This is a genomic window from Streptococcus sp. A25 (genome assembly GCF_043674095.1).
GTDB lineage: Bacteria > Bacillota > Bacilli > Lactobacillales > Streptococcaceae > Streptococcus > Streptococcus suis_V.
This window is the reverse complement of the sequence record NZ_JBIMJO010000024.1, coordinates 22,318-33,665: the sequence shown is the minus strand read 5'-3', so window position 1 is coordinate 33,665 and position 11,348 is coordinate 22,318. Positions and strand designations below refer to the sequence as shown.

11 protein-coding genes, 2 tRNA genes, 2 rRNA genes, 2 pseudogenes and 1 riboswitch are annotated in these 11,348 nt (G+C 43.8%); all 17 genes and pseudogenes read left to right on the top strand.

Features of this window, described 5'->3' with window-relative positions:
- Positions 1-186 (top strand): 23S ribosomal RNA (locus tag ACHBID_RS10100); the annotation flags it as partial.
- 320 nt (positions 187-506) lie between these two features.
- Positions 507-622: ribosomal RNA gene (gene rrf / locus ACHBID_RS10095) — 5S ribosomal RNA — on the top strand.
- A gap of 5 nt (positions 623-627) precedes the next feature.
- A tRNA-Asn gene (locus ACHBID_RS10090) sits at positions 628-700 on the top strand.
- Between the two features lie 6 nt (positions 701-706).
- Positions 707-778, top strand: a tRNA-Glu gene (locus ACHBID_RS10085).
- A gap of 820 nt (positions 779-1,598) precedes the next feature.
- Positions 1,599-2,876 (top strand): annotated as a pseudogene (ltrA, locus tag ACHBID_RS10080) (group II intron reverse transcriptase/maturase).
- Positions 2,877-3,309: 433 nt separating this feature from the next.
- Positions 3,310-3,780 carry a transcriptional regulator gene (locus ACHBID_RS10075; RefSeq protein WP_105110737.1) on the top strand — a complete coding sequence of 157 codons (471 nt, stop codon included), beginning with the start codon at positions 3,310-3,312 and terminating at the stop codon, positions 3,778-3,780.
- Positions 3,781-3,910: 130 nt separating this feature from the next.
- Positions 3,911-4,177 (top strand): annotated as a pseudogene (locus ACHBID_RS10070) (DUF1033 family protein); the annotation flags it as partial.
- A gap of 181 nt (positions 4,178-4,358) precedes the next feature.
- Positions 4,359-5,309 carry a competence type IV pilus ATPase ComGA gene (comGA, locus tag ACHBID_RS10065; protein ID WP_105110735.1) on the top strand — a complete coding sequence of 317 codons (951 nt, stop codon included), beginning with the start codon at positions 4,359-4,361 and terminating at the stop codon, positions 5,307-5,309.
- Positions 5,221-6,258 (top strand): competence type IV pilus assembly protein ComGB, encoded by a 1,038-nt coding sequence (gene comGB / locus ACHBID_RS10060; RefSeq protein ID WP_394732223.1) that lies wholly within the window; start codon positions 5,221-5,223, stop codon positions 6,256-6,258. The genes comGA and comGB overlap by 89 nt, the downstream gene beginning before the upstream one ends.
- On the top strand, positions 6,259-6,558 hold the full coding sequence (comGC, locus tag ACHBID_RS10055; RefSeq protein WP_394732222.1) for a competence type IV pilus major pilin ComGC: 300 nt from the start codon (positions 6,259-6,261) through the stop codon (positions 6,556-6,558).
- Positions 6,521-6,946 (top strand): competence type IV pilus minor pilin ComGD, encoded by a 426-nt coding sequence (gene comGD / locus ACHBID_RS10050; protein WP_170243121.1) that lies wholly within the window; start codon positions 6,521-6,523, stop codon positions 6,944-6,946. The genes comGC and comGD overlap by 38 nt, the downstream gene beginning before the upstream one ends.
- Positions 6,918-7,211: a competence type IV pilus minor pilin ComGE gene (gene comGE / locus ACHBID_RS10045; protein WP_394720409.1), complete on the top strand. Its 294-nt coding sequence runs from the start codon at positions 6,918-6,920 to the stop codon at positions 7,209-7,211. Before comGD ends, comGE begins: the two co-directional genes overlap by 29 nt.
- On the top strand, positions 7,177-7,632 hold the full coding sequence (comGF, locus tag ACHBID_RS10040; protein ID WP_394732224.1) for a competence type IV pilus minor pilin ComGF: 456 nt from the start codon (positions 7,177-7,179) through the stop codon (positions 7,630-7,632). Before comGE ends, comGF begins: the two co-directional genes overlap by 35 nt.
- Positions 7,610-8,212, top strand: a complete 603-nt coding sequence (comGG, locus tag ACHBID_RS10035) for a competence type IV pilus minor pilin ComGG (protein WP_172010079.1) — start codon at positions 7,610-7,612, stop codon at positions 8,210-8,212. The genes comGF and comGG overlap by 23 nt, the downstream gene beginning before the upstream one ends.
- Positions 8,213-8,262: 50 nt before the next feature.
- Positions 8,263-9,216, top strand: a complete 954-nt coding sequence (locus tag ACHBID_RS10030) for a class I SAM-dependent methyltransferase (RefSeq protein ID WP_394732221.1) — start codon at positions 8,263-8,265, stop codon at positions 9,214-9,216.
- A 49-nt stretch (positions 9,217-9,265) separates the two neighbouring features.
- Positions 9,266-10,453, top strand: coding sequence for an acetate kinase (locus ACHBID_RS10025; RefSeq protein WP_105122992.1), 1,188 nt, complete (start codon positions 9,266-9,268; stop codon positions 10,451-10,453).
- Between the two features lie 125 nt (positions 10,454-10,578).
- Positions 10,579-10,723: riboswitch (THF riboswitch) on the top strand.
- A gap of 42 nt (positions 10,724-10,765) precedes the next feature.
- On the top strand, positions 10,766-11,317 hold the full coding sequence (locus tag ACHBID_RS10020; RefSeq protein ID WP_105122993.1) for a folate family ECF transporter S component: 552 nt from the start codon (positions 10,766-10,768) through the stop codon (positions 11,315-11,317).
- The last annotated feature ends 31 nt before the right edge of the window (positions 11,318-11,348 follow it).

Here is an 11,348-nt window from a genome sequence, read left to right as displayed (position 1 = left end):
CTGGGTAGCTATGTAGGGAAGGGATAAACGCTGAAAGCATCTAAGTGTGAAACCCACCTCAAGATGAGATTTCCCATAACTTTATGTTAGTAAGAGCCCTGAGAGAAGATCAGGTAGATAGGTTGGAAGTGGAAGTGTGGCGACACATGTAGCGGACCAATACTAATCGCTCGAGGACTTATCCAAAGTAAGTAATGAGAACGTTAAGAAAAGCGTATGATTTTAGGAAATCAACGCGGAAGTCAGTTAGACTTCAAGGCGATTTATCTAAATCACTAGCTTTTTAGTTCGAATACAATTACAGTAAAATTCAACGAAGTCAATATTGACAGCGTGGTTGTTTCTTGTTAGAATATAGATATTCAATTTTGAGTGGATAAAGTGAAGTAACGAGGGCGTTACAAAATCCGTAAGAAAATAGGAAACTGACGCAGAGTCTGTAGACTCTAGGAAGTTTATCTTTTTCACTAGGATTTTAGTCCGAGTACAATTCCATTCAACAGAAGTTAAGTGACGATAGCCTAGGAGATACACCTGTTCCCATGCCGAACACAGCAGTTAAGCCCTAGAACGCCTGAAGTAGTTGGGGGTTGCCCCCTGTTAGATACGGTAGTCGCTTAGCGAAATTCCGCCATAGCTCAGTTGGTAGAGCGCATGACTGTTAATCATGATGTCACAGGTTCGAGCCCTGTTGGCGGAGTTATATGGTCCGTTGGTCAAGGGGTTAAGACACCGCCTTTTCACGGCGGTAACACGGGTTCGAATCCCGTACGGACTATATTTTTGAGAAGATCTGTTTGGTCTTCTCTTTTTTGATATTTATTGCCATCAAAATTCTTTTCTTATTGGGCAGTTACTGTTCAGCTTCATCTTATTTTCCTCTTTTATATTTTATGGGAATCAGTCTGCCATTGGAAATATATAAAGGAAAATAGAGTCTCTACTTGAGCAAAGAAACCGTTATGTGACAACATTTTGAAAAATGCATGTATCCAGATAATAGGTGCATGCATTTTTTATGTACGACGGGCATGTCGTACATCTGAGGTGAAAGTCCTCTGTGGACACCCGCTACCGGTGAACCCCAAAGCGACTCCCAAGCCTGACTATCGTGAGGTAGCGGGGAGAGGAAGGGATAGCGAAATCGTGGCTCTACGAACAGAAACGTGATAACAAGGCGTATATAGGGGATGAGGGGGCATATAACTCTAAAGTCCAAAAAGGTAGTCGTAACCTATAGACGTAAATCACGAGAGTAAACGAGGAAAGATGTACGACTTATCCCGTGAGGTCTCATGAGCGTCAAAGACGTAGTAACAACAAATCATGAGAAGTACCCTCGCCTATTGTTGTTATCAACTCATTCTTCGTTGAACAACAATGGCTGGGGCAGGCTCTCAGCCGAAGCTATAGTAGTGATGAAACTTCTGTAATAGAGGTGGAGCGAAGGGCTGAACAATTAACCGAAGTATACCTACTTCGCTTGTGTCTGTAAAACTAGCGGTCTGATAGAACTGGGTGCGGTCACGTATTGACTAGAGGAAAGTTCACCAATATAAGACGTCCCTCAGACACCGAAACAAGAAAGGAATACGCACATGTCACAGTTACTAGATAATATCCTATCTCGGTCCAATATGCTTGAAGCCTACAATCAAGTTAGAGCCAATAAAGGTTCAGCAGGAATTGACGGCGTAACTATTGACGAAATAGATGACTATCTCCGCAAACACTGGCGTTCAACTAAAGAACTCATAAAGCAGAGGTAGTACAAACCTCAGCCAGTTTTACGAGTTGAAATTCCCAAACCTAACGGCGGAGTCCGTCAGTTAGGTATCCCAACGGTCATGGATAGAATGATACAACAAGCTATTGTCCAAGTCATTAGTCCCATTTGTGAACCCTATTTCTCTGAGAGGAGTTACGGATTCAGACTCAATCGGTCATGCGAACAAGCTATTATCCAGTTATTAGAATACCTTAATGACGGTTATGAGTGGATAGTAGACATAGACCTGGAGAAGTTCTTTGATACCGTTCCTCAAGATAGACTGATGTCGCTTGTTCATAACATTATCCAAGATGGAGATACAGAATCTTTAATTCGTAAGTACCTTCATTCAGGTGTAGTCATCAACGGACAACGGTATAAAACACTAGTTGGAACTCCACAGGGAGGAAACCTATCACCGCTCCTGTCCAATATCATGCTTAATGAGCTAGATAAAGAGTTGGAAAATCGTGGACTTCGCTTCGTTCGCTACGCAGATGACTGCGTCATCATAGTTGGTAGTGAGGCGGCTGCTAAACGTGTTATGCATTCAATTAGTCGTTATATTGAAAAACGATTAGGTTTGAAAGTCAACATGACCAAGACCAAGATTGTGAGACCGAGCAAATTAAAGTACCTAGGATTTGGGTTCTGGAAATCATCTGAGGGCTGGAAAAGTCGTCCGCATCAGGATAGCGTACAGAGTTTCAAGAGAAAACTCAAGAAACTAACGGCCCGTAAGTGGAGTATTGACCTAGACAGCCGAATTGAGGGACTAAACTGGGTCATCCGAGGTTGGATAAACTACTTTTCTATGACGAACATGAAATCAGTCATGGAAAGCATTGATGAACGACTAAGAACTCGAATAAGAGTTATTATCTGGAAACAATGGAAGAAGAAATCTAGGCGATTAGGGGGACTTCTCAAATTAGGAGTACCGAAGTGGATAGCGGATAAAGTATCTGGCTGGGGAGACCATTATCAATTAGTGGCTCAGAGCTCTGTACTGAAACGTGCCATATCAAAACCAGTCCTCGCTAAACGTGGACTGGTTTCTTGCCTAGATTATTATCTAAAACGACATGTGTTAAAAGTTAGTTGAACCGCCGTGTGCCGAACGGCACGCACGGTGGTGTGAGAGGGACTAGAAATTAGTCCCTACTCGATTGTATGGTATACTCATTATCATAGCAAGTTAAACCGATTTTCGAAGTGTATAATTTGTTCTATTGCTGGGGACTAAAGGCATTTCGCTTGATGATATAGATAAGGTTATTACAGATCCCAAGTATTGTATTTAAATAGGACAGGAATTGATTTAATGCTATTGTAAAATGTCTGATTGTTAGGATGTGCGTCTTAAATCGCTTCAAAGGGCAGGTTAGACTGCGCGTTTGAATGCTCTTGTGCACCACCTCAGGTATATTGTTTTCACTGAGATTTAGTTACTATTATTTTATACTGACAAAAATGTCCTGTTTGTTTTTTTCAAAATTAGATAAACTAGGTCTATCAATTAAAGGAGGCATAGTTTTATGCAATTTGAAAAGATTTATTTTGAAGTTCAGGGAATTGTCCACCGCGCGCGTAAGGATTTCTACGTGAAGTTATGGGAACGTGAGGATTGGGACCAGGAGGGGATGTTGGTTCTGTACAAATTACTATGCAGTTTTCCAGAATTGGAGGAAGATAAGGATAAGCTCTGTAGTTACTTTAAGGTTCAGTTCCGAAATCGTGTTCGGGATGTTGTGCGCAGGCAAGAAAGCCATAAGCGGAAGTTTGACCGTATGCCCCATGAAGATATTCATGATTTGTCGCATCTAGTAAAGTCGCCGGGATTGTTAAATGACGATTTTATTGTTTTGCGAGATATGTTGCGGACTTATAGAAGTCAGCTGTCGACGGAACAGTTAGAAAAATACGAGAAGCTAATCACAGGTCAGAGTTTCCATGGGCGGAGGAATATGATACGTGAACTGCAAGACTACCTGCGAGATTTTAAGTAGAAGAAAGAATTGTTGGTACTACCTATAACGGCACTTTATTTATTGAATTTGTATTTTCTAAGCATATATTTTCAAAATTCTTATTATTTTCGGTATAATTGTTGGAACAGAGAAAGTAGAGTGTATAGTTATGTATCAAGTCATTAAAATGTATGGAGATTTTGAACCCTGGTGGTTTATTGAAGGTTGGGAAGAAGACATCACTGACAAGTTAGTTTTTGAAAATTATGAGGATGCTGTTCTTGCCTTTCAGAAAGAGTGGACAGATTTGGCTAGTCGCTTTCCTAAGAAAGAATCGAAGGGTGGGATGATGACAGCCTTTTGGGATGAAGCGGATCAGTATTGGTGCGAGGAATGTGATGAGTATTTGCAACGTTACCATTCTTTGCTATTGCTAGAAGCTAAGGAAGATTCCAAGAAGAAGGACCTTGTACCGAGAGTAAGGCCGTGCAAACTCAAGAAAGGGAATTGCGTAAATTATTAAGAGAGAAGGATTGATGGTTCAGTCCTTCTTATTTTTTTAAAAAAAATTTTTGCAAAAATCATCATTTTTCCGAACTAATAGGTGAGGAGGATTTATGATTCAAGAAAAAGCAAAACAAATGATAGAGGAGGCGGTAACCGGTCGAGTCAGTGACATTTATCTGGTTCCCAAAGGTGAGACCTATCAGCTCTATCATCGTATCATGGACGAACGGGAATTTGTCCGAGAGCTGGAGGAAACGGAAGTAGATGCTCTGATTGGGCATTTCAAGTTTCTAGCTGGTCTCAATGTCGGTGAGAAGCGCCGTAGTCAGCAGGGGTCCTGCGATTATGATTATGGCAAGGGCGAGATTTCTCTGCGCCTGTCGACGGTCGGGGATTATCGTGGCAAGGAAAGTTTGGTCATCCGTCTGCTCTATGATAATGACAAGGAGTTGAAATTCTGGTTTCAGGCAGTAGAGGAAATTGCCAAGGAAATCAAAGGTCGGGGGCTCTACCTTTTTTCGGGTCCAGTCGGCTCTGGCAAGACCACGCTTATGTACCATTTAGCCAGGATGAAATTCCCAGACAAGCAAATTCTGACCATCGAAGATCCGGTGGAAATCAAGCAGGACGATATGTTGCAACTTCAGCTCAATGAAACTATTGGCGCGACTTATGACAATCTCATCAAACTGTCCCTGCGCCATCGTCCTGACCTGCTCATCATCGGGGAAATCCGTGATGCAGAGACAGCTCGATCAGTTATTAGGGCTAGTTTGACCGGAGCGACAGTCTTTTCGACGGTGCATGCCAAGTCCATTTCGGGTGTCTATGCTCGGATGTTGGAATTGGGTGTTAGTCCAGAAGAGCTCAATAATGCCCTGCAAGGTATTGCCTACCAGCGCTTGATAGGGGGAGGAGGTGTTGTTGATTTTGCCAGAGAAGATTTCCAAAACCATTCCGCAGATAAGTGGAATGCACAGATTGATAGCCTTCTTGCAGCAGGACATATCAGTCCTCGGCAGGCGGAGGCCGAAAAAATTATCCTTGGAGCGTCAGCGTAAAGTCATCGAGCTTTTTAACAATCTCTTTGCCAGTGGCTTTCACTTGGGAGAGATTGTTGATTTTCTCAGGCGCAGTCAGCTCTTGGCAGACCAATATACGCAAATCCTATCAGACGGTCTGGTAGCGGGGAAGCCTTTTTCGAGCCTTTTAGCTGATTTGGCCTTTTCCGACACAGTTGTCACTCAGGTGTCATTGGCAGAAATTCATGGCAATACCAGTCTCAGTCTGCAACACATCGAGACCTATCTGAGCAACTTATCCAAAGTACGGAAAAAATTGATTGAGGTGGCGACCTATCCCGTTATTCTATTAGGATTTTTGGTGTTGATTATGCTGGGTCTGAAAAACTATCTCCTGCCACAGTTGGAGGAGGGCAATGCCGCGACCATGCTCATCAACCATTTGCCGACCATCTTTCTCGGGTTGGTTTTAACCATCTTGCTCTGCACTTTAGCAGGCTACATCTGGTACCGCAGGACGGCTAAAATCACTGTCTTTAGTTGTCTGTCCGCTCTGCCATTTTTCGGAAAACTCATCCAAACCTACCTGACCGCCTACTACGCGCGGGAGTGGGGTAGCCTCATCGGGCAAGGATTGGATATGCAGCAGGTGGTTCGGCTGATGCAGGAGCAGCAGTCCCAGCTCTTTATCGAGATTGGGCGAGATATGGCGGAGGCTTTGGGCAATGGGCAGAGCTTTGACCAGCATATCCGTTCCTATCCATTTTTCAAGAGGGAACTGAGTTTGATTGTGGAGTACGGGCAAGTCAAGTCCAAGTTGGGTAGCGAGCTTGCCGTCTACGCCAATGAGTGTTGGGAGGAATTTTTCTCTCGCGTTAATCGTGCCATGCAGCTTATTCAACCGCTGGTCTTTCTCTTTGTCGCTCTCGTTGTTGTTCTTATCTACGCAGCCATGTTGCTGCCAATTTATCAAAATATGGAGATGTAAATGAAGAAATTACTAAAAATGAAGAAAAAAGGTTTCACTCTGGTGGAAATGTTAGTCGTCCTTGGAATTATTAGTGTGCTTTTACTCTTGTTTGTACCTAATTTGAGCAAGCAGAAAGAGGCGGTACGGAAAAAAGGAGATCAGGCAGTTGTCAAAGTAGTAGAGAGTCAGATGGAGCTCTATGAATTGGAACATGACAAGAAAGCAACAGTAGCCGATTTGCAATCTGCTGGCTACATTGACATAAAACAGGCAAAAGAATATGAGAAAGCCAAAGCCTCTAATCCAGATAACCAATAAAGCCTTTACTCTGCTAGAAAGTCTGTTGGTTCTTTTTATCGTGAGCTTTCTTGCTCTGGCTTTGTCGGGTTCTGTCCAGTCGGCTTTTCGGTCGGTGCAGGAGACGGTTTTCTTCTGGGAGTTTGAGGAGCTTTATAAGGATAGCCAGCGTCTGGCGGTCAACAGCCAGCAGGAAATCCATTTGCAACTGACGGATAGCCAACTGTCCAACGGTCATCAGTCCGTGCAGGTGCCTGCTAGTATCGATGTACTGACTGAGCAGGCTATTGTTTTCGATAAAAAAGGTGGGAATTCCTCGCTTGCCAAGCTGTCCTTTGGGGCGGGGGACAAGACGGTGTCGTATCAATTATATATAGGGAGTGGTCGTTATAAGAAATCGGAAAAATAAGGCCTATATCTTGCTGGAGGGGCTGGTGGCCTTGTCGGTTCTAGTCACTATTACCAGCCTCTTTCTTTCGGCCATGGAGGTCAGTCGCAGGCAACAGGCGGAGGGCTTGTATCAACAGGAGGTCCTCAATGTTGCCAAGATGGCGGTGCAGACGGGTCAGGATAATCTGTCGCTCAATGGTGTCAAGGTGACGGTCCAGCGGTCGGACAAGGTTTTGGCTGTCTATCATGATGGAAGAGAGGTGGCGCGTGTTGAGAAAAACTAGGTGTGCTGCCTTTACTCTTCTGGAATGTCTGGTGGCATTGGTCATCGTTTCAGGCAGTTTGCTGGTCTTTGAGGGCTTGTCAAAATTGGTGGTCCACGAAGTTCGCTACCAGGACCAGCGTGTTGAGAAGAACTGGTTACTCTTCTGTGACCAGCTGCGTAGTGAATGGGAGGGGGCCAGTTTAGACAGAGTTGATGTGGGTCGGATTTATATCAGGCAAGATGGTCAGGCCCTGGCCTTTGGTAAGTCACGGTCAGATGATTTTCGTAAGACCAATGACCGGGGGCAGGGCTACCAGCCCATGCTGTACGGTGTCAAGTCGGCTAGCTATAGTCAATCTGGTCAGGTTGTTCGATTGGATGTGACGTTTGAAACTGGCGAGGAGAGGAGTTTCGTCTATGATTTTGAAGAAAAAGGTTAAGGCTGGTATCCTACTCTATGCCCTGCTCATGCTAGCAGTTTTCGTTCTCTTGCTGCAATTTTACCTCAATCAGCAAGTGTCTGAAGGTCAGTTGATTGGAGCCAGTCGAGAATCCACGCAAGCCTATCTCATAGCCCAGATGACCAAGGACCAGGTGGTTGAGGAAGTGTCACGCTTGGCTAAGGAAGAAGCAGCAAAAGAGAGTCAAGAAAAATTCTTGGCGGAAAAGGCTGAGCAAGCTAGGAAGGAGCAGGAAGAAAAGAAAGGAGAGACATCGGAAGAAAGTGTGACTTCTCAAACGAAGGAGAGACCATCTGAAAGTGGGCAAGAATCGGTATCTGCAGAAGATATGGAAAGGTCAAATAATGAGACCGCGCAGACCAGTCAAAAAGAAGAGGTGAAGAAAGAAAGTAAGCCAAAATCAATTGAAACGTCTGGTCAGCTGTCCTTTGTCCAAGGGCAGGCTCAGTACCAGGTCAAGAAAGAAAAGCTGACCGTGACAATCCAGTTATCAAGCGGTCGGACCTATCAGTATCAATTTATGATGAAGGAGGAAAAAGAGAGGGTAGAGGAGTCATAAGAGGCTCCTCTTTTAGTGCAAATTTGCCCAAATTTTGATAAGATAGAACCATGAATTTTGAAAATATTGAGCAGGCCTACGACCTGCTGTTAGAAAACGTACAGAACATCCAAAACCAGCTGGGCACCAATATTTACGATGCCATGATTGAGCAAAATGCGGCTTATATGGCTGGTCAGCATGAGTTGGAAACTGTTGTGACCAACAATCAGACTTTGAAGAGCTTAGAATTGAACAAGGAGGAATGGCGCAGAGCTTTTCAATTCCTACTGATTAAGGCCAACCAGACTGAGCCTATGCAGTACAATCATCAGTTTACACCAGACTCGATTGGATTTATCCTGTCTTTCTTAGTAGAACAGTTGGTCAGCACACCAGAAATCACGGTCTTGGAAATCGGTTCGGGGACGGGGAATTTGGCGCAGACTATTCTCAATGCTAGCCCAAAAAAATTGGATTATCTGGGGATTGAAGTGGATGATCTCTTGATCGACTTATCGGCCAGTATGGCAGATGTCATGCAGGCGGACATTTCCTTTGCCCAGGGGGATGCGGTACGTCCGCAGATTCTCAAGGAAAGCCAGGTCATCATCGCAGATTTGCCGATTGGTTATTATCCTGATGATCAGATTGCCAGTCGTTACCAGGTGGCCAGTTCGACCGAGCATACCTACGCTCATCATTTGCTGATGGAGCAGTCGCTCAAGTATCTGGAAAAGGATGGTTTTGCCATTCTTTTGGCTCCCAATGACCTTTTGACTAGTTCGCAAAGTGATTTATTGAAAAATTGGTTGCAGGACCAAGCCAATATTGTTTCTATGATTGCCCTGCCGCCAGAACTCTTTGGTAAGGCTGCTATGGCTAAGTCGATTTTTGTTCTACAGAAAAAGACGGCTCGTCAACTGATGCCTTTTGTTTATCCGCTCCAAAGTCTCAAAGACAAGGATGTTATCCAAGAATTTATGGTCAAATTCAAAAATTGGAAACAAGGGAATGCAATTTAGGTAAAAATCTGATATACTAAGTAGGAAAACGCTTTAAAGGGGGAAACTTATGTCAAAAACAATTGCGATTAACGCAGGTAGTTCAAGTCTTAAATGGCAACTGTACCAAATGCCAGAAGAAACGGTATTAGCGGCCGGAATTATCGAACGTATTGGTCTCAAGGACTCTATTTCAACAGTTAAGTATGATGGCAAGAAAGAGAGTGAAACTCTGGATATTGCTGACCATGTGCAGGCTGTTAAAATCCTTTTGGATGATTTGCTCAAACACAACATCATTGCTGACTTCTCAGAAATTACTGGGGTCGGTCACCGTGTAGTAGCTGGTGGTGAAATTTTCAAAGAATCAGCCCTCATTGATGACCAAGTGTTGACACAAATCGAGGAGCTGTCTAGCTTGGCGCCTTTGCATAATCCAGCTAATGCTGCCGGAATCCGTGCCTTCAAGGATATCTTGCCTGATATTACGAGTGTGGCAGTCTTTGATACAGCCTTCCATACGACTATGCCTGAGCATGCCTATATGTACCCAATTCCTCAGAAATACTACAAGGAAAACAAAGTTCGTAAATACGGTGCCCACGGAACGAGTCACTACTATGTAGCTCACGAAGCCGCTAAGGTTTTGGGACGTCCGATTGAGGAGTTGAAATTGATTACAGCTCACATCGGAAACGGGGTATCCATCACAGCCAACTACCATGGTGAATCTGTTGACACTTCTATGGGCTTCACACCGCTTGCTGGTCCTATGATGGGGACTCGTTCAGGTGATATTGACCCAGCGATTATTCCTTACTTGATTGAGAATGTCGATGAGTTGAAAGACGCGTCGGACGTTGTCAACGTACTCAACAAACAATCTGGTCTGCTTGGTCTATCCGGTATTTCTAGCGATATGCGTGATATCGAAAATGGTTTGCAGGAAAAACATCCAGGCGCAGTCCTTGCTTACAATGTCTTCATTGACCGTATCAAGAAGTTCATCGGTCAGTATATGGCTGTGCTAAATGGTGCAGATGCCATTGTCTTCACAGCAGGTATGGGTGAAAATGCTCCCCTCATGCGTAACGATGTTATCGCAGGCCTGTCTTGGTTTGGTATTGAACTAGACCCAGCGAAAAACGTTTTTGGCAACTATGGCGACATTACAACACCAGAATCAAAAGTTCGCGTCTTGGTTATCCCAACTGATGAAGAACTCGTTATCACACGTGAAGTAGAACGCTTGAAATAAGAAAAACTAACTGGTAGTCGGAGACTGCCAGTTTCTCTTATAGTTTATACCTTTAGAAAGGTATAGTTTTTAGCAAGTGGTCAAAGTATATAGTGTGTGATACAATAGACTAGCAAAGAAATTTGCACAGAGTAGATGGTTTGCGTTAAGTGTATGTGGATGGGATGTTGCCACATAACGAAGCTGATCTTTGCTTGTATCTGATGTCTCCTAGAGTAGGAACATTGGTCCTGGCTGAGAGTAGCGCGGTAAACCATTGCATCCGCTGTCGAATATACACGACAGCTCCATTTTGAAAAAGGAGCATTTTTTATGGAAAAGAAAATTCCAAAATTAACGGTGCAGCTGTTGGCTGCTATTGCTGTGACTCTTGCCTTGGTTATGATTGTGGAGAACTATTTCTCCATTCGTCTTTCGGAAACCTTGCAAGTCCAGTTTACCTTTATCCCAAATGCTATTTTGGGAGCTATTGCCGGTCCTGTTTGGGCAGCTATCTTTGTTGCGATTTCAGACCCAGTCTTTGTCTTGTTTAGTGGACAGACCATGTTATTCAGCTTTATCTTGATTGAGGCGGTATCGGCTTTTCTCTATGGTTGGTTCTTTTATCAAAAATCACTCGATACCAAGAACAAGGCTGATTGGCTCTATGTTGCAGGGGTTGTTGTCTTGATTCAGGTTGTGATTTCTTTCATCATGACACCGATTGCCCTCCATTTCCATTTTGGAACACCTTGGATTGTTCTGTATAGCAGTCGCTTGATTAAGGCAGTTTTTGAAATTCCATTACGCATTGTCGTGACCATGCTTGTCTTGCCAAGTTTACAAAAAATACCTGAATTGGCCAAGTTAATGGGCATTAAATAAAACAGTATCGAGCAACAGGTCATCCCCCTGT